The organism is Acinetobacter sp. TR11, assembly GCF_027105035.1.
Classification (GTDB): domain Bacteria; phylum Pseudomonadota; class Gammaproteobacteria; order Pseudomonadales; family Moraxellaceae; genus Acinetobacter.
In genome coordinates, this window is record NZ_CP114256.1 from 1909691 (window position 1) to 1933271 (window position 23581).

A 23581-nucleotide genomic window follows, 5' to 3' on the forward strand; every position below is an offset into this window, starting at 1 on the left:
GCCGCTTACACAATTGCAAAAAGCATCGTAATGTCCTTGTCTGTTTATTGTGTGATCATCGGCAAGTTCAAGCCTTGCTCTTTGGCACAATCAATCGCAATTTCATAGCCCGCATCGGCATGACGCATCACCCCTGTTGCAGGGTCATTGGTCAATACACGAGCGATACGTGCTGCCGCTTCATCTGTACCATCACATACAATCACGACACCTGAGTGTTGCGAGAAGCCCATACCAACACCACCACCGTGATGTAAAGAAACCCAAGTTGCACCACCTGCTGTATTCAAGAGCGCATTTAATAATGGCCAATCTGATACTGCATCTGAACCATCTTGCATTGCTTCTGTTTCACGATTTGGACTTGATACCGAACCTGAATCTAGGTGATCACGACCAATCACGATCGGTGCAGAAAGCTCACCACTACGAACCATTTCATTAAAAGCTAAACCAAGTTTGGCACGTAGACCTAAACCGACCCAACAAATACGTGCTGGTAGACCTTGGAAGCTAATACGCTCACGCGCCATATCTAACCAACGATGCAAATGCTCATCATCAGGGATTAACTCTTTTACTTTTGCATCTGTTTTATAGATATCTTCTGGATCACCTGAAAGTGCAACCCAACGGAATGGACCAATACCACGGCAGAACAATGGACGGATATAAGCAGGAACGAAGCCTGGGAAATCAAATGCATTTGCAACGCCTTCTTCCTGAGCCATTTGACGGATATTGTTACCATAGTCAAAGGTTGGAACGCCCATTTTTTGGAAATCAAGCATTGCTTGTACGTGCTGTGCCATGGATTGTTTAGCTGCTTTTACCACAACTTCAGGCTCAGTTTTCGCACGCGTACGGTATTCGTCCCATGTCCAACCCACTGGCAAATAACCATTGAGTGGATCGTGAGCACTTGTTTGGTCAGTCACCATGTCTGGATGCACACCGCGACGCACAAGCTCAGGTAAAATTTCCGCTGCGTTACCATGTAATGCAATCGAAACCGCCTTACCTTTTTTGGTATATTTTTCAATACGCGCCAAAGCATCATCTAAATCAGTCGCTTGTTCATCCACATAACGTGTACGTAAACGAAAATCGATACTGGTTTGTTGGCATTCAATATTGAGAGAACATGCGCCTGCCAATGTTGCAGCTAAAGGTTGCGCACCGCCCATACCACCTAAACCAGCAGTTAAGACCCAACGACCCGTTAAATCACCATTGAAATGTTGGCGACCAGCTTCTACAAAAGTTTCATATGTACCTTGTACAATCCCTTGGCTACCAATGTAGATCCATGAACCTGCTGTCATTTGACCGTACATCGCCAAACCCTTTGCATCTAGCTCATTGAAGTGTTCCCAATTCGCCCAATGAGGAACTAAGTTCGAGTTCGCAATCAAAACACGTGGCGCATCTTTATGGGTTTTAAATACGCCCACTGGCTTACCCGATTGAACCAATAAGGTTTCATCTGTTTCTAAGTTTTTTAAAGTTTCAACAATTTTATCAAAACATTCCCAGTTACGTGCAGCACGACCAATACCACCGTAAACAACAAGCTCTTTTGGATTTTCTGCAACATCAGGATCAAGATTATTCATCAACATGCGAAGTGGTGCTTCAGTTAACCAGCTTTTTGCATTGAGCTTTGTACCACGTGGTGCGCGAATTTCTACATCACGAAATTTTGTTGTCGTTGTTGTCACAATCGGACTCCTTCCTTTTGAGATTTGAACCGTAAATTAATCTGCTTTTACTGTATAGCAATGTATTAACTTGTATATACATCCATATACTACACAAATCTTTTATATTGAAAAGATGCATTTTTATTCTTTTATAAAAATAAATTACAAGTTAATGAAATTAATTGATTTATTTTTAATTTAAAATAAAAAACCCATACAACCACAAATTGTATGGGTTTAAAAAAGTGAAGATAATTTAGATTTTTATCAGCTCAATCAGACAAATTTTCTTTAAAATTTGTTGACCTAAAACAATATTTTTCAACAATTTTTCATTGTCAATTTTAAGACTATCTTGATGATCCAAATAAAAAATCTGTTGATCAATTTCAATTTCTAAAGGTTCAAAACTCTGATTAAAAATAAAAATTAAATCGGCTGAGCTGAATATTTCTGAGTTTGTAGAATCAACAATCCACTGGTATCGTGCGTGATATTTTTGTGGATCATAAATCAGATTAAAATCCCGAATAGATCCATCAATCAGCTCACAACTGGTATGACTGTCACCATTAAATTGAACTGATTGTAAAGTTTTGAGGTGTCGAAAATGATTATCAATATTCAATACGATGCCCTGACCATCTAATACAGTCAGAATGCGTTGCATACCATTAAATTTGGAAAAATCACCCGATGTTTTAACATCAGCCATAGAAATTCGCCAATCAAACAGCTCTAGACTATCCCCCTCACTACGTGCAAGTTCAACCGTATAACCAGCACCATTTTTCCAGCGCATTCTCGTATAATTAACAGCTTTTAACAGCTCAATCATTGGGTAAATTTACCTTCCAAATAATAACGACTACCTGGATAAATCAAACGTGCACTAGAAATCAATTGTTTGTTTGACCATGTCCGACGGCGGATCAATAAACATGGTTCTGTCTTATTGATTTTCAGCCATTTACATTCTTGTGCTGAGGCTAGAATTGCTGTTACGACATGCTCACCTTCGGTTACAGGCGCTTTCGACATCAAATAAGCATTCGGCGTAATCGCTTTAAAATCCTGCGCCAAATAATCAGGAATTAACACAGGATCAACCAAACGATCTTCAATCTGTACAGGTACATCATTTTCATAATGCACAATAATCGAATGAAATAGCTTTTGTCCCTCACGTATCTGCATTAATACGCTTTGCTCTGTGTTGGCTTGAATTTGTTCCAACACCAATACTTCTGCACGATGTTTATGATTTCTAGCGATAATCTCTTCGGCAATATTATTGACATGGAATAGAGCCGTTCGCCCTTGTCCTTCTGCGACAAATGAACCTACACCTTGTATGCGTACAAGCAAGCCTTCGCTGGTCAACTCACGCAAAGCACGATTGACTGTCATCCGACTACAACCCAATAAATTAACCAATTCACTCTCAGAAGGAATCTTTTTATTTACAGACCAAGTTCCTTCATAGATTTTCTGTGAAATCATTTGTTTCACGCGCAAATACAATGGAATAGGACTATCTTCTTCTAAAGATAAATCCAGATCGTTTTGCTTTGACGCTCTTGACATTGGCTAAAACTCATACTAAATAATCTAAAGCATTGTATATGAATACGATGTTATTTGTATATACAAGCTTATACAATTGAATCATGTTTTACTTTATATAAAATGTTATAAAGATCGTTATTAACAAATATTATTTAAATGATTCATAAGAAAAATTAATTTATATTTATCAAAGTATTATATTAAATAGGCTTTGTTGCACAAAGCTATTCTTGAAGGCCTCTTCAGCAATATAATTTCCAGATGAAGAAGCCTGTTTCTAAAATCTACCGTACAACCAATTGGTCCTCGTATAACCAAGCTTTAATCAAGCGAGGAAATATTTCAATCTGGTTTGATCCTAAGACCCAATGGTATGCACAGCCACAAGGCAAATACGGACGAAATCAAACTTATTCCGATACAGCGATTCAATGCTGTTTAATGATCAAATCTCTATTCCGTCTTTCTTTACGTATGGTCACTGGCTTTGCTCAAAGTCTGATTAAACGCTGTGGTTTGAATTGGACAGCACCAGATTACTCCACCCTCTGTAGACGACAAAAGCATATTGATATTGCGATAAGCTCTCAGAAAAGTCATGATGGATTACACCTACTCATTGACTCTACAGGATTAAAATTTTTAGGTGAAGGCGAATGGAAGCGTAAGAAACATCAACCTGAATATCGTCGCCAATGGCGCAAACTTCATATCAAATACGAGCATTCCAGCTCACAACAAACAATGTGAGTGATTCACAGGTGCTTGGTGATTTGCTTGATCAAATTCCATTGGATGAACGAATTGATTCAGTCTATACAGATGGTGCTTATGACACAAAGCACTGCCGACAAGTCATTTTAGATTGAGATGCACATGCAGTCATTCCACCTAGGAAGAATGTAAAGCTTTGGAAAGATAAGAAATTGAGATATTTAGAGAGAGGAATGAATTATTAAAAACAGTCAAACGGCTAGGTAGGTCACTTTGGAAAAAAATGGTCTGGTTATCATCATCGAAGTTTAGTGGAAACCAAAATGCATTGCATCAAATTATTAGGTGATAAATTAACAGCAAGGAGTTTTCCTAGTCAGGTGAATGAGATTTATGCACGTGTAGCAGTTTTGAATAAATTCACAGTATTTGGTCGACCTCATACCCAAGTTGTGACTTGAATTTAGCTCAATTACGGTAGCATTGTCTTTCAAACCTTTGTGCAACAAAGCCCATGAAGACTATATTGCGGGCATCGCTAAAGGTTTAAGTATTTTAGAATGTTTTGGACCAGATCGAGTCAATCCTTATGGATTACATTTAGGTAATCGCCTTCCCGCACATGCAACTTCAGCAGGTAAAATATTATTGGCACATCTAAATGCTGAAGAACAAAAACAGTGATTAGAAAAATACCCTTTAAAACGTTTAATTAAATATACGCATACGGATAGTGAAGTTTTCCTTTCACTATTACATGAAATTAAAGAACAGGATCGGTGCTACTCATGTGAAGAACATGAACTAGGTGTAATTTAAGACTCAAATGCAGATGTTGTTGCAGCGTTAAATATTGTTTCTCCAACCATGCATACAACCAAAGATTATTTAATTACTCACATTTTACCTTTACTTCTTGAAACTGCTGGCGACTTGCGTCAAGTTATTTGATAAGAATAAAGCAAAAAATTATTTTCTTAGGCTATGAATAACGTATTAGGTTTAATAATCAGTTCACAACAGATTCACACTTTTACTTTTATGCTGTATATAAAATCAAATGAGTGTAAAAAAATGGCATTTCTCAGAACTTTAGCCGTTTCAACATTAGCCTTATTCTCTTTAGCTTCGTGTAAAAGTATACCGAGCTATTCATCTGACTATACCAAAGCAAGTAAAGAAATATCAGGCATTGCTTTGACGCAAGAACAAGCGGCTGAAATAGGTAAGCGCTTTACTTCAGCATTCAATACACTTGGAACACCAAGTTTTATTAAAAATGCAAGCCAACTTTATGCTAATGACCTATACATTAATGACACCTTATCCCAGTTTTCGAACAAACAAGATTTGGTAAAACATTTTTCAGGTATGAATGAGCATGTGAGTAACGTAAATGTCAAACTTATTAGTGCCACTTATCAAAAAGATTCAGCCTATATACATTGGTATATGGCTTATGATTTTAAAATGTTTGGCCGTAGTAAAACTATGGCATCGTATGGCATAAGCGAAATCAAAATCAACTCCTCTAGCCAAATTGTTTTTCAACAAGACTATTGGGATCCTGCCAATGGTTTATATCGTTCATTACCTTATATCGGAAGAGCCTACTCTTTGATTTTACCGTTCAAAAAATAGTTTAAAATTCGACCATCATAAATTTATAATAATTCAAGGGTGATATATATGAACGATAATTTCTTATTAAATCAATTCAGTCATATTGATGGTTTAATCTTCCTTGCTGTGATAGATAATTATGATGGTGCTATATTAAAATCCATAGGAGATCATTATATAAATATAGATAGTGCTATACTTGAAGTTACCAATATATATAACATGCAAATAAAACTGACACATCAGTTTGATCCACTGGATTATATTGAAGGTATATTTATCAGTTTACACAATCAATATCATATGATTACTCCTCTTGAAAGTAATCAAAACCTATTTTTATATGCAATTTTAGATCATACTCTGACAAACCCTGCATATGCACGTTACGAAATTGAACGTATTGAAAAAAATCTTAATTTTTATGCCTATTAAAATATATATTATTAGATAAGCTTTGAATTGAGTATTTCTTTGTACAATGGAGCTTAAAATGAATTCAAATTTAATGAAGAAAATATTTTCATTTTGTGCCATTAACTTAATAGTAGGTACTCATGTAGTGCATGCAAGTGTTCAAACTTGTCAGAATGCCCCACTGATTGTTACGGGAAAAGTTGTTGGTTCAGTGACATATTTTGCAGATGACTGTAAAAAAAACTGGGAAAACCAAAACATACGCCTAGACTTTTCTTATCGTCAAAACATTCCTGAATGGGCATTTAAACGTGCAGCGACTCATTTCCTTAAGAAAAATATTGCAGACTTCTCAGATAACTCACCACTGAATAACATCACAGAATTATATCACTCTGTAAAAAAAGGTGATCTTTATAGCCTCAGCTACAATCACAATAGCAATACACTCAGATTATCTTTAAATCAGAAGACTCTCGGTGCGATTACAGATCAAAAAGCAAATCAGTATTTTAAAATTTGGTTTGGAAATTCACCTTTTAATGCTAAATTAAAACAACAATTACTTAATCCATAGTGGATATTATTATGAGCAATCAATTTATCCTGATGGTTGAAGACCACTATGAACTTGCGGCTACTGTATGTGAGTTTTTAGAGGAACATGGTTTTGTAATTGATCATGCGCGTAACTTGGATGCTGCACGTAATTTTCTTAAAACACAGGCTTATCATCTGCTTTTATTAGACATAAATTTACCTGATGGCTCTGGTTACGATTTATGTGAATGGTTAAGAACAGAACAAGGTATGGATATTCCCGTGCTTATGCTTACCGCTCGTGACACCTTAGATGATAAATTGAAAGGTTTTGTTGCAGGAACAGATGATTATCTAGTTAAACCTTTTGATTTCAATGAATTAGTCATGCGTATTCGTGCCCTAATTAAACGTTCATTAGGCGAAGTTTCCAAAAATAAAATTCAAATTCATGACTTAATTTTAGATAGCTCCACACAAACCATTATTCGTGCAGGTCAACACATTGAATTACCACGGATTCAATTTAAATTACTTAAAATTTTAATGAGAAACTCACCAAGAGTAATAACCAAACAAGAAATTATTATTGAGCTTTGGGGTGATGAAGAGCCTGAAAGCGATGCTTTACGTAGCCATATTTATAATTTACGTAAAATGGTGGACAAACCTTTTCAACAAAAACTCATTCATACGATTTCTGGTGTTGGTTTAAAAATCGCACTTGAGGATTAAGTGCTTTAATTCATATATACAACAACAATTAATCCTGTTGTATTCGGCAGTTCAAGTTCAGTATGTGTATTTAAATAATATTGACGATCGAACAACTCAACTCTCCAGCCCAGTTGCATACATAGTTTTTCTACTAACTGTAGACCTATGCCATGTCCTTTAGGATTGAGTTTTAGCTGAGTACGACTTAATTCTCGGACTTTTAATTCATCTGGTAGGCTAATTCCAATGCCGTTATCAGCAATGATGATGCTATTTTTCTGTTGAATAATATGAATACTCGAGCCTTGAGAATAATTTAGCGCATTACGCAAAATATTGCTCAACACCATTTTTGTCATCGATGGATATAATAGGCGTGTTGATTCTGGATCATCATACTGCACCAAAATCTCCATCCCTTTGCTTTGGCTCACCATATCTAAATCGTGAACAAGATCATTAATAATCACTGATAGTCGAGTTTGATCGGCATTTAGGGTATTGGTCGTGTTACGTGCAATTGCAAGTAAAGTATCTACAAGTAATTGCATGTCTTCAATGGTATTTGCTATACGGTTCAATGATTTATCATTACCATATCTTGCTTGGCAGATTTGGACATTACCTTTCAAAATCGTCAAAGGCGTACGTAATTCGTGACTAACGTCCCCCGTAAACTCGCGTTCACGATGAATAAACTCACTCAATACTTCATGGTACTTTTCTAATGCCTGTTTTAGATATTCTGCTTCCAAATTGCCATTGGTACTAATATCTTGAAATGGAGAAGCTTCTTTATTTTGATGAACCCAGTCTATTTGTTCTAACGCATTTGCAAGACGGGTAATCGGTGAAAAATAACGTTTCGCACGGCGATTTGACCACCATAAAATACTATACAGCACGATCAAACTAAACATTAATGGCGCAAGACCAAACATCCAAACAATTTTATTGACGTTACTTTCACCAAACACCAACAACACATGTTGTCCATTTCGCTCGCCATAAACAGTCATACGATCTTTGCCATCTACAAAAATACGATGCACACCTTGCTGTAAAGTCAAATCACGAAATGGTTGCGGAGGCTTGTTTGATGACCATCGATAACCATATAAATTTTTAGTGTCTGGAAGATCAGCATTTGGATTTCGATCAACACGTATCCAATAATGTTCCATTTCTTGTTCAAGCGCAGTTTTGAGTAATGAACCTTTAATCACCCATGCACTACAAGCAATACCAATAACAATTGAAAGTGCGATCAGCCCGATCTGCAACCAATAATAGCGATTAAACATCTCACCGAGTGGATGATTATTTCCGTCATTTTGTTTCGATCTAAACATTGGCTGATCTACTTACAGAGTTATCTTTAATTATACGGCTTTCTTTTTAAACAGGAAGTGACCGACAACCCACTCTTGCCCTTGTTCAAACCCAAATAATTCTGCACAAGCCATAAAGAAAATACGCCAACGTTGCCACCATGCTTCTGCATCTTGAGCGTAAACCTGTTCAAAAAGTGGTTTTAATTGTTCTACATTGCGATCCATATTTTCTAACCAAGCATTCGCTGTTTTCTCGTAATGAGTACCCGACCATTGCCAATGTTTAGATAGCTCTAAATGCTCTTGAAAATGTAAAAATGTTGAACTGGCTGGCATCAAACCACCTGTAAAGAAGTAGCGTGACATCCAATCATATTCACTTTTAATTTCAAATGGATAATGTAAAAAACGATGACAAAAAATATGACACCACAACATTCCATCTGCTTTGAGCCAAGACTGAATTTTCTCAAAAAGTTTTTGATAGTTTCGAACATGTTCAAACATTTCAACCGAAACCACACGATCAAAAGTATTTGCTTTTAACTCAAGCACATTAACATCACAGGTTAAGATTTCTACGTTGTTTAGACCACGCTTTTGAGCTTCTGCAAGAATATGTTGGCGTTGAGTAGCTGAATTAGACACTCCAGTAATTTTTGCATTTGGATACCGCTCTGCCATCCATAAGGTAAATGATCCCCACCCACAGCCTAGCTCTAAAATTTGTTGACCATCATGTAATTGAGCGCGATCACTATATATCTGTAGTGAAAATTCTTCAGCTTCATCCAAATTTGTTCGATCATGGGGAAAGAAACATGCACTATATTTTAAACGTTTTCCTAGTACAGCCTGAAAGAAAGCAGTCGGCAATTCATAATGCTGCTCATTGGCTTTGTCTGTTTCAATCGCAATCTCGCTATGCTTTAACATATTAAGCACATCCATATAGCGCTGAGCACCTTGTTCAGGGTCATAACGCCCTTCTTGAATCAAACGCTTTTTACTCAATGCACGGATGGCTGCACGAATCGCTTGATCTGGAACTAAACCGCTTTCAACGAGTTTTAAAGATTTTTGAATTATAAAGTCCATGTGCAGTACCTACTGTTTGGGTTTCCACGGAATAAACATTGAAGTTCGTTTTTGATAATCGAGATAATTTTGACCGCGATTTTTTAAGGCTTGTTGTTCACTAAATGGAATACCTGTGATGTAGTACAAAAACAACCACATCAACACTGGATATATCCACAAGCTATATAATCCTGCTGCTAACCCAATGGTTGGATAAGCAAACCAATGCAACCATTCAAAGAAATAGTTTGGATGACGTGAATATCTCCATAGACCTTGATCCATTGTTTTACCATGGTTTTTCACATTTTCTTTAAAGCGATAAAGCTGTTGATCAGCAATTACTTCTCCAATAAATGCGATCACCATAATCATTCCGGCAATAATCAAATAATCATTGGTATCTATACTCCAAGACATGCTTGGTACATTCAATAAACACCACATTGGAAGACTAAATAAGATGGCCAATCCTGACTGAAACATAAAAAAAGCAAAGAAACCTAAATGTTGATATTTTCCCATTGCCCTACGCATATTGGCATATCGTCTATCTTCCTCATGTTCAGCCATATAACGCCGAAACAAGTGCCAGCTCAATCGTAAAAACCAAATCGAACTGAATATTCCAATAAACAATCTGACGCTAAATGGTGCAACATCAATAAGTAATGCTGTCAGAGCAGTATTTAAAAAAATACAAAAGCTCCAAGCGACATCTACAATACCTGCTCGATGATTAGAGGTTGCCCACAACCAACACAGCGTCATTACTACGGCATCAAGTAAAAATAATTGCCACAACATAACCACCTCCTTGATGCATTAAAAAATCTTGGATTTTTTAATAAGGGCTTGCTTCAAATAGAAGATGCACATCACTGATCACCCCTTCTTTAAAGCCTCCTTCGCAATAACAGAGATAGAAATCCCACATCCGAATAAAGTTTTCATCAAATCCTAAAGCCAAAACGTGTTCTTTAGCATTTAAGAAACGCTCACGCCATTGATGAATCGTTTCTGCATAGCTCAAGCCAATATCTTCAAGATGTTTTAAACGTAACTGTTGTTCAGATGCAGCTTGAGTTAAAACGCTGATACACGGAATAAAACTACCTGGAAAAATATAGCGTTTAATATAATCCACTGTATTCAAAGCTTTTTTATAACGTGCATCTTCAATCGTGATAGCTTGAATCAACCCCAAACCGTTCGGTTTTAGTAAAGATCGGCATTTATTAAAGTAAGTCGATAAATATTGTTCACCGACAGCTTCAATCATTTCGATCGAAACCAACTTATCGAATTTTCCTTCTAATAATCGGTAATCTTTAAGCTGAACACTGACACGATGACTGAGACCTACATCGGCGATACGTTTAGTTGCTTCATCGTATTGTGCTTGAGAAATGGTAATCGTGGTCACTTTGCAGCCATAATGCTGGGCAGCGTAAATTGCAAATCCGCCCCAACCACTACCGATCTCAACCAAGTGATCCATCGGTTTGAGCTGTAATTTCTGACAAATCAGCTCTTTTTTATAATCCGATGCTTCTTCCAAAGTCATATCTTTGTGCTTATACACAGCACTTGAATACATCATTGAAGAATCAAGAAAAAGTTTGAAAAAATCATTGCTCAGGTCGTAATGCTCTGCAATATTTTTTCGACTTCCTGACAATGAATTTTTACGTGTTTTATACCAAGCTTTTAATACAAGTTGGCTGGCTTGAGAAATCACATTTTGATTAATTTTATCGAGCACATGACGGTTTCTTGCCAAAATTTGAATGACCTCAACGAGGTGTTTACTGCTCCAATAGCCTCGAATATAACCTTCAGCTGCACCAAGTACACCATTTTTAAAAATGAGATCGATCAATTCTTTATTATGAATCTCTATCGTCGCTTCTAAATCAGAAACCTCACCCACGGTACCATTCCATTCTCCACGAAAATGAATTTGTCCATGACGAAGTTTGAGCAAGCTTCGAAGAACCAAAGGCAGTGAATCTTGTTCACCGAAAATAAGCGTTTTCATCATGTTGTTTTAAATCCTTATCTTTTTTTGGGTGCCGATAAAATGGAACTTTCTTTCGCCATAGATGAAAAGCTTGAACGTATATCGAAGCTAACATCTTGAAAGGTTCAAAGATATGATGAATAGCATAACGATTCAGTTGTGAAGGAACTGTGATGCTGGTTAACGTGAAATGCATGGTTGCATCAAAGATCAATTTATCTGATTGATAAAGCTGCATATGAATCACATTCTGTTCATCTGAAAAGTTAAATCGCCATTTGTACTGAATATCCATTGGCATAAACGGTGAAACATGAAAAAATTTTTCAAATTCAAACTCATAACTTTTAAAATGACTGTGCTCTTTTAATTTTTGACGGCAGTCATGCACATAAACTTCACGTTCATTCCAAGGGGTATTGGTAATTTCACTCAATATGAAAAGAGGCTGTTTTTGAGGATTGAGTACAAAATAAAAGATGACTGAATTAAAACTAAATCCTAAAGTTCTTGGTAAAGCAAGGACACGAATTTCTGATTGTGTCGACAAAATCGTATCTTCTTTCTGCAAAAGGATTTTCTTAATTCGTTCTCTGATCGAACCTGTATAGCCTTTTAGAAAATCATTTTCATAGAGATTTAATATATTCCAACGCGAAGTAGAACAAAGCCATGAACGATCTAGGTTCTGATCAATACGATCTGGATCAAAACATAAATAGCTCAAACTAGACTGAAAATCGTGTGCTTTAGGATAAAAGCGCCGATGTCTAATCTGAGCTTTGGCTATGGAAAGTGAATCTTCAAACATGTGATCACCTCCAAATTTAGTCATTCAATGTTAATAGTTTATCGACTACACGTTGAGCACTTCTCGCTCCATCTTCATGAAACCCCCAACCCCAATATGCTCCACAGAATGAACTGCGGTTTTGACCATCGATCAAATCCCAACGCGCTTGTGATTTAATTGCTTTCTTATCAAAAACAGGATGTCGATAACGACGTTCGACATAAATCTTTTCTTTTGCGATCGGCATATTCGGATTGAGTGTAGAAAAGATCTGAGTCTTACACGGTAGCTTCTGTAAGCTGTTCATCCAGTAAGTAAATCCATAGTGTACTTGATGAGCTTTGCTATTTTTTTGAGGTTTCTCTTGAGCAGTGACATGTACATGCCAACTAGCCCATTGAGACTGACGCCTCGGCATAATCGAAGTATCATGATGTACCACCATAAAGTTATCTTGATAATCAAAACAACCTAATACGTCTCGCTCAGCTGCCGAAGGATCTTGAATCAGCTTTAACGTATCATCAGCATGACTCGCAAACACAACCCAATCAAAAACTTCCTCATTTCGATCAGTTACAACAGTGACCTTATCTGATTCACGTAGCACTTGTTGTACTTGCGCTTTTTTCCAAATAATCGACGGACACGCTTTTTGAATCGCTCGTATATAAGAAGCTGAACCACCTTTAACCGTCTGCCATTGAGGGCGGTCTTCCAATTGCAACATACGATGATGTTGAAAAAAACTTACGACAAACTTATAGGGAATATTTCCAACTTGATCCACTGGGCTTGACCACAATGCACCACACATTGGGTATAAATGTTCTTGGCGAAATACCTCTGAATAATCATTTTGATTCAGATAGTCTTCGATACTCAGTTCGGCGTTGCATTGATCTAACTGAATATCCTTGTTGTCTTGATAAAAACGAATCAAGTCGGACAGCATGATCCGAAATTTCTTGTTTAAAAAATTCTGAGGTCGCGTTAATAGTGACCATTTTTTTGATGGATTATATTGAAGCCCTGTCACTTGATTGTTGACTGAAAAGCTCATGTCACTATTCTGTGCTTCTACAGCTAATGCAGCCAGCATGGCACTGAATAGAGGATAATTATAATCATTGAATACAATAAAACCGCTATCTACAGCAACGTTTTTACGTTCAATCCAAAGATCATGTGTATCCGTATGCCCACCGAAATACTGTTCTTTCTCAAAGATTGTGACTTCATGCTGTTTTGATAATTTCCATGCAGCATATATACCTGAAATACCAGAGCCTACGATTGCAATCTTCATCAAGACTCCTCGCTTTGAATTTTGCTTGTGTTTATTTTGAGATTTAATTGATGACTTTTATGGATATCATAAATACGTTGTGGTACAGGTTTAATTCCCCAAATCAACCCAAAAAAAGACATCATTTTTAAAATGTAATAAGTAATGTCGATTTGCCACCAGAAGAAACCTTGCCGAGTACTCCCCGCATAATAATGATGGTTGTTATGCCAACCCTCACCCAATGTAATAATTGATAAAAATAAATTATTTCGGCTGTTATCCTTCGTCTCGAAGTCTCGACTACCATATAAATGCGCAAGTGAATTGATACATAAAGTCGCATGAATCAATAAAACAGTCGAAATGACAAAACCCCATACCAATAGCTGTAAGCCTGATGTACCTAAACTCGGATAAGCAATACTCAACCACTCACCTAAACCATAAATTGCAAAAGCAGTGAACAAGACCACAGGTAAACTAAAGCGATCTAACCAAACAATTTCAGGAAACTTTAGCCAGTCTTTAATGACTTCTTTTCGTGTAGAAAAATTCTGTTCATTTAAAAACCATCCGATATGACTGTACCAAAATCCATGTGTAGATGAATGTGGATCGTCATCTGTGTCAGTAAAACGATGATGATAACGATGATGAGCTGCCCACCATAAAGGCCCTCGCTGTGCACTCATGGTTCCGATCAACACAAAAAAGAATTGTATTGGACGCGAAGTTTGAAAGGTTTTATGCGAAAGATAACGATGAAAAAAAGCAGTGATCGCAAACATACGAATAAAATAAAAAAACAGCATGAATGCGATAGCAAACCAAGATACACCCACCCAAAAAACTGCAAGACAAGCGATATGCAGAAAAATGAATGGTAAAATTCTAAACCACTGAATCTTAGTATCTTTTGAGCTTTCTTGAAAGGGAATATGCTGTTTATCTAAAGTATCAGTCAGTGACCAACTGTCCATCCATCGCAGAAAAAATTTAAACATTGATTCTTCCTGACCCAATCTCTTTTTATATTTATAATATTAATAGAAATCATATGAAGTTTATGTGAAGCATCGTTTTAGGCATGCTAGTGAACTCTTAGCATCATAATACAAAATTACATAGGAAACATAAATTTATGTATCTTTTAACCTAAACTCAAAATCTTATCGCTTGAGTCTAGGCTCAGTTTTAGAAACTAAAAATCAAATAGATAACAATATAATTAAAGAGAAAGTATAGGTAAAATTTTCATTAAGCTTGTAATCACCAAGTAAATGGCAACACAAATTACCACTACAGCAAATACCTTTTGTACCGTTTTGATATCAATCAGGCTGATTAATCTTCTGCCAATTAACATGCCAATAATACAAGCCACAACAAAGTTAACAGTTACAGCGATTGGATACTGAAAGCCATCTATGATGTGTATTGAAATACTTACACCACCAATTAAGAAAATGATCATTAATGACGTTGCAACGATACTACGCATATCTAGATCAGTGACTTTACGTAAAGCTGGCACAATCACAAAACCGCCACCAACCCCCAATAATCCAGTTAATAGACCTGCAATCACACCGATAATACCCAACACTGAAGCAGTCTTAACATTCCAAATCAGTTGCCCTGTTGATTGATTCACCTTACACGGCGGATCTTCAAAATCATTCACCTTATTGAAGAAAATACGATAAGCCACAATCATCATCACGACACTGAATCCAAGGCTTAACCAAACTGGAGAAATAATATTCGCAAGATGGATGCCATAGCGTGCCGATGGCAGACTAATCAGGGCAATCCAGATCGCTGCACGATAACGCACAATTTTTTTGAATAAGCCTTGAACCATACCAACAAATGCAGAAAGTGTTACTGCCAACAAACCTACTGGTGCAGCTTGAGACACTGTCCATCCTTGACTCGCCATCAATGCTGGTACAGCCAAAATACCGCCACCTGCGCCTGTCAGTCCAAGTAAACATCCGATCGCAAGACCTTCTAAGACTAATAACCACATGATATGCAATGTCCTCGTACAAGGATTAACCCATTTCTGGAGAAAATACTGTCCTAACTCAGCTCTGAATCAGGACTAAGTATTTGATTTTTTTAAGCTGAATAAACTAAAGTTTTGGCTTCACCAGCCATTCACGACCTTTGAGCATTCCATCCCAATACATCGGCGGTAGAATTTGCTCTTTTAACAACCATGCAAGCTGTGAAGGTTTTTGCCCATCGAGCAACCACTTAGGAAAACTAGGTAGCAGTTTTCCGCCATAACCAAATTCTGCCAACACAATCTTTCCACGCTCAACAGTAAGCGGACATGATCCATAACCATCATATTGCGCAAAATGTTGATTGCCTTTTAAGTACTGCAATACATTCACTGCAACAATAGGTGCTTGCTTTCGTGCTGCTGCTGCCGTTTTTGCATTTGGTGCATTAGTAACATCACCCAAAGCAAAGATGTAAGGATACTTGCTATGCTGTAAGGTATGCTGATCAACACTGACCCAGCCTGCCGCATCAACCAAGTTACTTGCTCGAATAAAATCAGGTGCTTGCTGCGGAGGAACAACATGAATCATGTCGAAATCAGTTTCAATCACTGAAGTATTTTCCCCTTCACTGACATTAAACCAAGCTCGCTTTTGGCTTCCATCGACTTTAATCAATTGATGATTAAAGTTTAAATTGGCATTGTAACGTTTAATATATTCCATCAAAGCTGGAACATAAGCTTGTACGCCAAATAACACCGCACCTGTATTATAGAAATTGATTTCAATATCTTTTAATACACCTTGTTTTTGCCAATAATCAGCTGACAAATACATTGCTTTTTGCGGAGCACCAGCACATTTAATTGGCATAGGTGGCTGTGTAAAAACAGCTTTACCCTGTTTCATATTACGAACCAAGTCCCACGTATATGGTGCAAGATCATAACGATAGTTTGAAGTCACACCATTTTTACCTAGCGTTTCAACTAAACCCTCTATTCCATGCCAATTTAATTTTAAGCCCGGACAGACGACCAATACTTCGTAGTTAATCGGTTTACATCCCTCTAATAAAACTTGTTTATTATCAGGATCAAAAGCTGCAACAGCTGCCTTTATCCAATGAACTTGTTTAGGAATCAGACTCGCCATTGTTCTTACCGTTTTTTCAGGAGCAAATATCCCACCGCCCACCATCGTCCATCCTGGTTGGTAGTAATGAATTTCAGCAGGATCAATCACGGCAATATCTAAATTCGGTTGACGAGACAACAAACTCGATGCCACTGAAATACCCGCCGCACCCGCACCTACAATCACCACAGAGAAAGTCGGAATATTGTTTAACTGCGTTGGGTTTTGCTTCAAAATTCGAGGGACTAAACCTTGTAAATCATAGCCCAGTGATTTTGACTGCAACAACATCTGATCAATGGTAAGTTCAGCCACTTGAGACAGTGCCCATAACGTGATTGATCGAGTTCCAGAACGGCAAAATGCTAGTACAGGTTTTTGGGATTTTTGATAAAGTGACTTAAATTCAATTGCTTGTTCATCTGTCACCCGCCCACTTACAACAGGTAAATATTCCAATTGGATTCCATGTCGTATTGCAGCTTCTTGGATCTCAATGATATTTGGCTGGTCGACACCTTCACCATCAGGGCGATTACAAATAATCGTTTTGATTCCCTTGGCTGCAATTTCAACCAAATCAGATTGATTGATCTGCGCAGATACCCAAAATTCAGGGTTAACTTGTTTTAAGTCACTCACAACTTTCCCCTTATTTCCCACACGCTTTATTGGCAGGCAGGGCTATATCAATCTTTTTAGGATATGGAAGATCAAGATTTTTCATAATTTCTACAAAATCTTGTTTGCTACGTCCATGACCTAAACGAGAGTTCGATTCACGTTCATGCCCTACAGTTGAAGATAAACGACCTTTATAATCATGTCCCGGGTAAACAATCGTGTCGTCCGGTAAAGTGAATATCTGTTGGTGGATACTGTCGTATAAGGTTTCAGCATTTCCTTCTTGGAAATCAGTACGACCACAACCATCTATCAGTAATGCATCTCCTGTAAACACCATATTGTCAATGACATAGCTTGTGCAGGCATTCGTATGTCCAGGGGTGTAACGTGCTTCTATTAAGAATTCACCAACACGTATCGCACTCCGGTCAGTGATAAAAATATCACCACAATCCACGCCAGAGTTACGATGTAAAACTGTTTTACAGCCAAAACGTGCTCTAAGTAAATTTGCAGCCGTAACATGATCTGCATGAACATGCGTATCCAAGCTGTAAACTAACTTGAGATTCAACTGATTCAGCATTTGTTCATAACTTTCTATTTCAGATGCAACTGGATCAATCAGTACCGCTTCACGTGTTTGTTCAGATGCAACCAAATAAGTATAAGTTGAACTTTCTTTTTCAAAAAATTGATGGAATATCATTTGAATTGGTCTCGATATGCTTGGTTATATTCTTATTTTGCAAACTAAGTGCCAACTTTATGCAATATAAATTATATTCAAATAAAACAATATATTAATTAATAATATTTAATTTTAAACAAAATCACCATTTCATTAATGTTTCATAATATGTTTCAATTGTTTCAAATGAAAAACATGCGATGAAACATCATGCGCCAAGCGATTGATTTTTATACTCAAGCTGATTTAGAGAGCTTTTTGTTTAAATTGCAAACCCTAATGTTAGACAGTTCCCTTCTTATCTTAGATCAATCTAAGCAGCGCTTTGTGTATGAATTGAACGATAAAAAAATCAATAATTCGTTATTTCAAACTTTAAAAAAAACAATACAACATCATGAGCTTGAAATCGGACGACATATGATTAGTGATGCAGCTCAATCCATCGAGCTGTTTTGCCATCGTCATCCCATTAGAATTATCGATCAGCGCTTTGAGGGAACCATGTATTTATTACAATCCACTCAAGTCACACAGAAAATAAAACAAGATCAAAAGATCACAGCTTTAGAGCAGACTTTTCATAGCCAATCTGCTGAAATGCAACGCATGTTTTCAATCATTCAACGTGTTGCAATTACAGAGTTTCCTGTTTTAGTTCGAGGCGAGTCTGGCAGTGGAAAAGAACTGGTTGCACAGGCTATCCATGATCATAGTCAGCGGAAAAATAACGTATTTATTGCCATTAACTGTGCAGCTTTAAATGCCAATATTCTGGAAAGCGAATTATTTGGTCACGTCAAAGGTGCATTTACAGGGGCAATTCGAGAACATAAAGGCGTATTTGAACGTGCTGCTGGCGGAACACTTTTTTTAGATGAAATCGCTGAAATTCCATTAGAACTTCAAGCAAAATTATTAAGAGTTCTTGAGACTGGTGAATTTACACCTTTAGGTGGAGAAAAATCGATTAGAGCGAATGTCCGTATTATCACCGCTACTCATCGAGCGTTACGAGAAGAAGCTCGTCTTGGACGCTTCCGTCAGGATTTATTATATCGACTCCGTGTGATTCCAATTTTTGTTCCACCACTCCGTGATCGCAAAGAAGATATTCCTTTGATTGCCAATTATATTTTAACTGAGCAACAAAATGTTTTTGGAGCTTCTCCAAAACTCTCTGATGCAGCCTTACAGAAACTGATTGATTATGATTGGCCCGGAAATGTTCGTGAACTGAAAAATACCCTACTCTATGCACTGACGATGGCAAATGAAAAATCTGACATTGATATTTACGATTTGCCCGATGAAATCATTGATAATCAACATTCAATCCTTTCAAACTTAGTAATAGAAGCAAACCCACTGCTGCTTTCGGATAAAATCAATAAAGAAACGATACGGAAAAAATTAATTCAATACCAAAATGATCTTTCACTCGCAGCAAAAGCACTGGGTATGAGTCGAACCACACTTTGGCGTTATCGTAAAAAATTTAATTTATAAAAAATAAAAAAGCGAGACTTGAACATCTCGCTTTTTTATTGATCACCTTATCTAACTTTTCAAATGAGGGTTTCCAAGAGGCAAGTCATTTTCTAAATGCTGATCAAATATATCAGTCAGCATACTGTCGTAGCGTTTAGCGTTATATTTTAAAAGCTGTTCCGATTCATTTGCAGTAATAAAACCCACTGCAACGGCATCTGCAATATGTTCCTCAAAAGTCAGCCCCTTAAACTGATCTTTCGATTCAGCTTTTTTAAACTTATCCCAAAGCGGCTGCAATGTTAGCAACATTTGGAAAGTTGATTCCATGCGTCCCATCACATCTGTTTCATCGGTTGTGTAATAAACATGTTTTTTCAATTCAGCCCTAAAAGAATTTTCTTTTAGCAGTAATTGAGCAACTTGTTGTTTGAGTTCATCCGATGGCTTTGTGACTGGTCGACCAAATGGGAAACTGATTAATTTCACCAATTTCGCAGCAATTTTCACAGGGAAATTTTCATAGAATCCAAAGAATGCTTCCTGAGCATTATAGAGAGCCTTATTTAATGCTAATTCTGCATGTTTTTGATCCGGTTCAGTTCTTTGTCCATGCTCATAATAATTAAGAATCGATGTTGCAATAAATAAATGGGCATGAATATCCGCTAAACGACCTGAAAGCATTTCCTTACGTTTTAAATCTCCAGCCAATATTCCCAATGCCATGTCTGCCGTCAAAGCAAAATCAGCACTCATCCGATTGATAATTGCATAATATGGTTTTGAGAAATCATCAGCTGCTGAAGAACCCTCTTTACTGCCCCCTGTGAGACCAAATGCAAGCGCTTTAGCAGCACGATTAAAAGTATAAGCAAGATGTTTGAATAACAAGGTATTGAATTTTTTTAGAGCACTCGCTTTATTGTCTGATTGCAATAATTGCAGTTCTTCAAATAAATACGGATGGCATCTCATGGAACCTTGACCGAAAATCATCAAAGAACGCGTAAGAATATTTGCCCCTTCTACCGTAATTGCAACAGGTATAGATTGGTAGGTCAAAGCCAGAAAATTACGTGGCCCTAGCTGAATCGCACGTCCACCAACGACATCCATACCATGATTAATCACTTTTCTCATGGTTTCAGTCGCATAATATTTTGCCATGGCTGTCATGACGGCTGGGGTCCCGCCCTGATTCAAACCACAAGTCACCATGTATCTAAATGACTCAAGCATATAGGCATCACTGGCAATATCGCTGGTTGCCTCTTGCACACCTTCAAAATGCCCAACTGACACTTTAAACTGTTGTCGAACGCTAGCAAATGCACCCACTAAAAGGTAGCTCATCTCACCCGCAGCAGTGGCCAATGCTGGTAAAGAAATACCACGACCAACGCCTAGACATTCCATCAACATACGCCAACCTTTACCCGCATTTTGTTGACCGCCAATAATCCAGTCGATTGGAATAAAAATGTCTGTTCCTTCCACAGTTCCATTCATAAATGGCGCACCAGGATTATGGCGTGCACCTATTTTTATCCCCTCATGACTTGCAGGTATTAATGCACAGGTAATTCCATATTCACTTTTACTTTTATCACCTAATAGACCATCTGGATCGTACAACTTAAATGCCAAACCAATTACCGTTGCAATCGGCGCAAGCGTAATCCATCTTTTAGAAAAATTCATTTTTAGACCAAGAACTTCTTGTCCTTGATAAGCCCCATAACAGACTATACCTGTATCTGGAATTGCTCCCGCATCAGAACCAGCTTCTGGACTGGTTAAGCCAAAGCAAGGAATTTCTGTACCATTTGCTAAGCCGGGTAAATAACGTTGCTTCTGTGCAGTTGTACCGTAATGGAGTAATAGTTCACCGGGACCAAGCGAGTTGGGCACCATACAACTCACTGCCGCAGTCAATGAACGTGATGCTATCTTGCTCATAATGCGGCTTTGAGCAAATGCTGAAAATTCTTTCCCCCCAAATGATTTTGGAATGATTAGTCCTAAAAAACCTTTATCTTTAATAAACTGCCAAACTTCAGGAGGTAAATTTTTATCTTTGTGGTGAATTTTCCATTCATCAAGCATGGCGCAAAGTTGTTGAACTTCATTGTCTATAAAAGATTGTTCTTCTACAGAAAGTTTTGGATAAGGATATTGATCGAACTTTTCCCAATCAGGCGCTCCCATAAATAATTCTTTTTCCCACCAACTTGTACCTGCTTCCAAAGCTTCTCTTTCTGTAATACTCATGCTAGGCATTGCTTTGGAAAGAATATTAAACGCAGGTTTAGCAATTAAAGCTTCACGTAATGGTGCAACAAGTAAAATAATACTCATTAAAATGATGGGAATACCAACCACTAAACTCCACGGTGTAATAAAAATCGCGCAGAGAATCGCAGTGGCGATAGCAACAATACTACCAATTGTTCGATTGAGTTCGAAATAAAATACAGCCCACAACACAACAAACTGAATCAACAAGCTAAGCAATATCAATACGAGAGTCATAGTTACTCCTTTGCCTTCAACTTGAACTGAGAAAAATGATTTATTTGAATGACTTCATGTTTGAACTTAGATGGAAATAGGTGAAAAAAGCGTGAATTTTTATTCTACAGATCAGATTGATTTTTTTTAAATTCGCTACTAAACATTACACAACCGTATCAAGATAAGACATCTTGCGAAATTTGTTATTGCAAGTTTATCCGGTTTACTAGTGCAGCGAGGCTTTGTTGTACAAAGGTTTGAAAGACAATGCTACCGTAATTGAGCTAAATTCAAGTGACAACTTGGGTATGAGGTCGACCAAATACTGTGAATTTATTCAAAACTGCTACACGTGCATGAATCTCATTCACCTGACTAGGAAAACTCCTTGCTGTTAATTTATCAACTAATATAGTAAATCTGTTAAAAATAGCATACACTCATGGAATGAGTTATTCAGAACATTTTAGAAAGAAAGTATTAGCTAAGCTTGAAGAAGGATATTCTATTCGAGCTGTTGCTGCTCAATTTGAAATTGATAAAAATACGATTGTCCAATGGAAGAAACGTATAGAGATCAAAAGAACTCGTCCACGTAAACCTTCTAAAATCGATAATGATGCTTTACGTGCTGATGTTGAAAAATATCCTGATGACTATCAATATGAACGGGCTGCACGTTTTGGATGTGGAGCTTCATCTATTGGTGATGCTTTAAAACGCCTAGGTATTACAATAAAAAAAAGACGCTAAGTCACCCAAAAGCTAACTCAGAACTTAGAGAAAGATTTATTGAACAAATAGAGTTATTAGAAAAAATTCATCCTATTGTCTACCTTGATGAAAGTGGCTTCAAGTCACATGATCATAGACCTAATGGTTATTCGCAAAGAGGAAAACCATGCTTTGGACAATATAATTGGCAGTTAAAAAATCAGACCAATGCAATTGGAGCAATTCATCAACAGAAATTGTTTGCAGTAGGATTATTTGATTGCAAAATCAATGCTGATGTTTTTCATTTTTGGGTTGAGCGATTACTGATCCCTGAATTACCGAAGAATAGTATTGTGGTTATGGATAATGCAACATTTCATAAAAGAGCGGATACTCAGGCGTTATTGGAACAACAAGGGCATCAGATACTTTGGCTTCCTGCATACAGTCCTGATTTAAATCCTATAGAAAAGATGTGGGCATGGGTTAAACGCAAGCGTAAAGAGTGGTTGGTTGATTCAATTGATCAATTATTTCGGTTATTTTTCAATAAATGTATGAATAATTAAACGGTTTTAC

General features: G+C 37.2%; 21 protein-coding genes and 3 pseudogenes. 9 read left to right on the forward strand and 15 right to left on the reverse strand.

What is annotated here, in order from left to right; genetic code table 11:
- Positions 1 to 44: 44 nt before the first annotated feature.
- The 3 genes from hutU to hutC all read right to left on the reverse strand — a co-directional run bounded on the left by hutU (position 45) and on the right by hutC (position 3290).
- Entirely contained in the window at positions 45 to 1721 is a 1677-nt protein-coding gene (gene hutU / locus O1450_RS09205) for a urocanate hydratase (protein ID WP_269228177.1), read from the reverse strand.
- A 238-nt stretch (positions 1722 to 1959) separates the two neighbouring features.
- Positions 1960 to 2541: a HutD/Ves family protein gene (locus tag O1450_RS09210; RefSeq protein WP_269228178.1), complete on the reverse strand. Its 582-nt coding sequence runs from the start codon at positions 2539 to 2541 to the stop codon at positions 1960 to 1962.
- Positions 2538 to 3290 (reverse strand): histidine utilization repressor, encoded by a 753-nt coding sequence (hutC, locus tag O1450_RS09215; RefSeq protein ID WP_269228179.1) that lies wholly within the window; start codon positions 3288 to 3290, stop codon positions 2538 to 2540. The genes O1450_RS09210 and hutC overlap by 4 nt, the downstream gene beginning before the upstream one ends.
- 243 nt (positions 3291 to 3533) lie before the next feature.
- Between hutC and O1450_RS09220 the strand changes: the two are divergent.
- The 6 genes and pseudogenes from O1450_RS09220 (at position 3534) to O1450_RS09245 (ending at position 7301) form a co-directional block, all read left to right on the forward strand.
- Positions 3534 to 4447: pseudogene (locus O1450_RS09220) on the forward strand (IS5 family transposase).
- A gap of 112 nt (positions 4448 to 4559) precedes the next feature.
- Positions 4560 to 4937, forward strand: a pseudogene (locus O1450_RS09225) (IclR family transcriptional regulator domain-containing protein); the annotation flags it as partial.
- A gap of 123 nt (positions 4938 to 5060) precedes the next feature.
- A complete protein-coding gene (locus O1450_RS09230) occupies positions 5061 to 5627 on the forward strand; it encodes a nuclear transport factor 2 family protein (RefSeq protein ID WP_269228180.1) in 567 nt (188 codons plus the stop codon).
- A 48-nt stretch (positions 5628 to 5675) separates the two neighbouring features.
- On the forward strand, positions 5676 to 6044 hold the full coding sequence (locus O1450_RS09235; RefSeq protein ID WP_269228181.1) for a roadblock/LC7 domain-containing protein: 369 nt from the start codon (positions 5676 to 5678) through the stop codon (positions 6042 to 6044).
- Between the two features lie 58 nt (positions 6045 to 6102).
- Positions 6103 to 6603 carry a chalcone isomerase family protein gene (locus O1450_RS09240; RefSeq protein ID WP_269228182.1) on the forward strand — a complete coding sequence of 167 codons (501 nt, stop codon included), beginning with the start codon at positions 6103 to 6105 and terminating at the stop codon, positions 6601 to 6603.
- An 11-nt stretch (positions 6604 to 6614) separates the two neighbouring features.
- Entirely contained in the window at positions 6615 to 7301 is a 687-nt protein-coding gene (locus tag O1450_RS09245; protein ID WP_005159494.1) for a response regulator transcription factor, read from the forward strand.
- 5 nt (positions 7302 to 7306) lie between these two features.
- Here the strand turns inward: O1450_RS09245 and O1450_RS09250 are convergent, their stop codons facing one another.
- The 10 genes from O1450_RS09250 to O1450_RS09295 form a co-directional block, all read right to left on the reverse strand.
- A complete protein-coding gene (locus O1450_RS09250) occupies positions 7307 to 8635 on the reverse strand; it encodes a sensor histidine kinase (RefSeq protein ID WP_269228183.1) in 1329 nt (442 codons plus the stop codon).
- A gap of 30 nt (positions 8636 to 8665) precedes the next feature.
- Positions 8666 to 9715 carry an SAM-dependent methyltransferase gene (locus O1450_RS09255; protein ID WP_269228184.1) on the reverse strand — a complete coding sequence of 350 codons (1050 nt, stop codon included), beginning with the start codon at positions 9713 to 9715 and terminating at the stop codon, positions 8666 to 8668.
- Between the two features lie 9 nt (positions 9716 to 9724).
- Positions 9725 to 10504, reverse strand: a complete 780-nt coding sequence (locus tag O1450_RS09260) for a DUF1295 domain-containing protein (protein ID WP_269228185.1) — start codon at positions 10502 to 10504, stop codon at positions 9725 to 9727.
- Between the two features lie 37 nt (positions 10505 to 10541).
- Entirely contained in the window at positions 10542 to 11741 is a 1200-nt protein-coding gene (locus O1450_RS09265; protein WP_269228186.1) for an SAM-dependent methyltransferase, read from the reverse strand.
- Entirely contained in the window at positions 11716 to 12531 is an 816-nt protein-coding gene (locus O1450_RS09270; RefSeq protein ID WP_269228187.1) for a DUF1365 domain-containing protein, read from the reverse strand. The genes O1450_RS09265 and O1450_RS09270 overlap by 26 nt, the downstream gene beginning before the upstream one ends.
- A 16-nt stretch (positions 12532 to 12547) precedes the next feature.
- Positions 12548 to 13822 (reverse strand): NAD(P)/FAD-dependent oxidoreductase, encoded by a 1275-nt coding sequence (locus O1450_RS09275; RefSeq protein ID WP_269228188.1) that lies wholly within the window; start codon positions 13820 to 13822, stop codon positions 12548 to 12550.
- On the reverse strand, positions 13822 to 14808 hold the full coding sequence (locus O1450_RS09280) for an acyl-CoA desaturase (RefSeq protein ID WP_269228189.1): 987 nt from the start codon (positions 14806 to 14808) through the stop codon (positions 13822 to 13824). Before O1450_RS09280 ends, O1450_RS09275 begins: the two co-directional genes overlap by 1 nt.
- A 224-nt stretch (positions 14809 to 15032) precedes the next feature.
- Entirely contained in the window at positions 15033 to 15836 is an 804-nt protein-coding gene (locus O1450_RS09285) for a sulfite exporter TauE/SafE family protein (RefSeq protein ID WP_269228190.1), read from the reverse strand.
- 106 nt (positions 15837 to 15942) lie between these two features.
- Positions 15943 to 17601, reverse strand: a complete 1659-nt coding sequence (locus tag O1450_RS09290) for a bifunctional protein tyrosine phosphatase family protein/NAD(P)/FAD-dependent oxidoreductase (protein WP_269228191.1) — start codon at positions 17599 to 17601, stop codon at positions 15943 to 15945.
- Between the two features lie 10 nt (positions 17602 to 17611).
- Positions 17612 to 18295: an MBL fold metallo-hydrolase gene (locus tag O1450_RS09295; protein ID WP_004662743.1), complete on the reverse strand. Its 684-nt coding sequence runs from the start codon at positions 18293 to 18295 to the stop codon at positions 17612 to 17614.
- A 192-nt stretch (positions 18296 to 18487) separates the two neighbouring features.
- Here O1450_RS09295 and O1450_RS09300 point away from each other — a divergent pair, with 192 nt between their 5' ends.
- On the forward strand, positions 18488 to 19786 hold the full coding sequence (locus tag O1450_RS09300) for a sigma-54 interaction domain-containing protein (protein WP_269228192.1): 1299 nt from the start codon (positions 18488 to 18490) through the stop codon (positions 19784 to 19786).
- Positions 19787 to 19837: 51 nt separating this feature from the next.
- On the opposite strand, the gene O1450_RS09305 is transcribed toward O1450_RS09300, so the two are convergent.
- Together O1450_RS09305 and O1450_RS09310 are read right to left on the reverse strand one after the other, a co-directional pair.
- Positions 19838 to 22303: an acyl-CoA dehydrogenase gene (locus O1450_RS09305; RefSeq protein ID WP_269228193.1), complete on the reverse strand. Its 2466-nt coding sequence runs from the start codon at positions 22301 to 22303 to the stop codon at positions 19838 to 19840.
- Between the two features lie 272 nt (positions 22304 to 22575).
- A pseudogene (locus O1450_RS09310) lies at positions 22576 to 22698 on the reverse strand (IS5/IS1182 family transposase); the annotation flags it as partial.
- Between the two features lie 34 nt (positions 22699 to 22732).
- On the opposite strand from O1450_RS09310, the gene O1450_RS09315 reads away from it, so the two are divergent.
- Together O1450_RS09315 and O1450_RS09320 are read left to right on the forward strand one after the other, a co-directional pair.
- The gene (locus O1450_RS09315) at positions 22733 to 23038 is read left to right on the forward strand and encodes an IS630 transposase-related protein (RefSeq protein WP_269228194.1); all 306 of its coding nucleotides are present in this window, start codon (positions 22733 to 22735) and stop codon (positions 23036 to 23038) included.
- Positions 23039 to 23076: 38 nt separating this feature from the next.
- Positions 23077 to 23571 carry an IS630 family transposase gene (locus tag O1450_RS09320; RefSeq protein ID WP_269230453.1) on the forward strand — a complete coding sequence of 165 codons (495 nt, stop codon included), beginning with the start codon at positions 23077 to 23079 and terminating at the stop codon, positions 23569 to 23571.
- Positions 23572 to 23581 lie beyond the last annotated feature (10 nt).

What these genes read in the sequence shown, in the direction of transcription:
- O1450_RS09285 (WP_269228190.1), bottom strand. Translation starts at nt 15,836, where the DNA reads ATGTGGTTATTAGTCTTAGAAGGTCTTGCGATCGGATGTTTACTTGGA.
- hutC (WP_269228179.1), bottom strand. Translation starts at nt 3,290, where the DNA reads ATGTCAAGAGCGTCAAAGCAAAACGATCTGGATTTATCTTTAGAAGAA.
- O1450_RS09250 (WP_269228183.1), bottom strand. Translation starts at nt 8,635, where the DNA reads ATGTTTAGATCGAAACAAAATGACGGAAATAATCATCCACTCGGTGAG.
- O1450_RS09260 (WP_269228185.1), bottom strand. Translation starts at nt 10,504, where the DNA reads ATGTTGTGGCAATTATTTTTACTTGATGCCGTAGTAATGACGCTGTGT.
- O1450_RS09240 (WP_269228182.1), top strand. Translation starts at nt 6,103, where the DNA reads ATGAATTCAAATTTAATGAAGAAAATATTTTCATTTTGTGCCATTAAC.
- O1450_RS09315 (WP_269228194.1), top strand. Translation starts at nt 22,733, where the DNA reads ATGAGTTATTCAGAACATTTTAGAAAGAAAGTATTAGCTAAGCTTGAA.
- O1450_RS09280 (WP_269228189.1), bottom strand. Translation starts at nt 14,808, where the DNA reads ATGTTTAAATTTTTTCTGCGATGGATGGACAGTTGGTCACTGACTGAT.
- O1450_RS09270 (WP_269228187.1), bottom strand. Translation starts at nt 12,531, where the DNA reads ATGTTTGAAGATTCACTTTCCATAGCCAAAGCTCAGATTAGACATCGG.
- O1450_RS09210 (WP_269228178.1), bottom strand. Translation starts at nt 2,541, where the DNA reads ATGATTGAGCTGTTAAAAGCTGTTAATTATACGAGAATGCGCTGGAAA.
- O1450_RS09255 (WP_269228184.1), bottom strand. Translation starts at nt 9,715, where the DNA reads ATGGACTTTATAATTCAAAAATCTTTAAAACTCGTTGAAAGCGGTTTA.
- O1450_RS09245 (WP_005159494.1), top strand. Translation starts at nt 6,615, where the DNA reads ATGAGCAATCAATTTATCCTGATGGTTGAAGACCACTATGAACTTGCG.
- O1450_RS09230 (WP_269228180.1), top strand. Translation starts at nt 5,061, where the DNA reads ATGGCATTTCTCAGAACTTTAGCCGTTTCAACATTAGCCTTATTCTCT.
- O1450_RS09295 (WP_004662743.1), bottom strand. Translation starts at nt 18,295, where the DNA reads ATGATATTCCATCAATTTTTTGAAAAAGAAAGTTCAACTTATACTTAT.
- O1450_RS09265 (WP_269228186.1), bottom strand. Translation starts at nt 11,741, where the DNA reads ATGATGAAAACGCTTATTTTCGGTGAACAAGATTCACTGCCTTTGGTT.
- O1450_RS09235 (WP_269228181.1), top strand. Translation starts at nt 5,676, where the DNA reads ATGAACGATAATTTCTTATTAAATCAATTCAGTCATATTGATGGTTTA.
- O1450_RS09275 (WP_269228188.1), bottom strand. Translation starts at nt 13,822, where the DNA reads ATGAAGATTGCAATCGTAGGCTCTGGTATTTCAGGTATATATGCTGCA.
- O1450_RS09300 (WP_269228192.1), top strand. Translation starts at nt 18,488, where the DNA reads ATGCGCCAAGCGATTGATTTTTATACTCAAGCTGATTTAGAGAGCTTT.
- O1450_RS09305 (WP_269228193.1), bottom strand. Translation starts at nt 22,303, where the DNA reads ATGACTCTCGTATTGATATTGCTTAGCTTGTTGATTCAGTTTGTTGTG.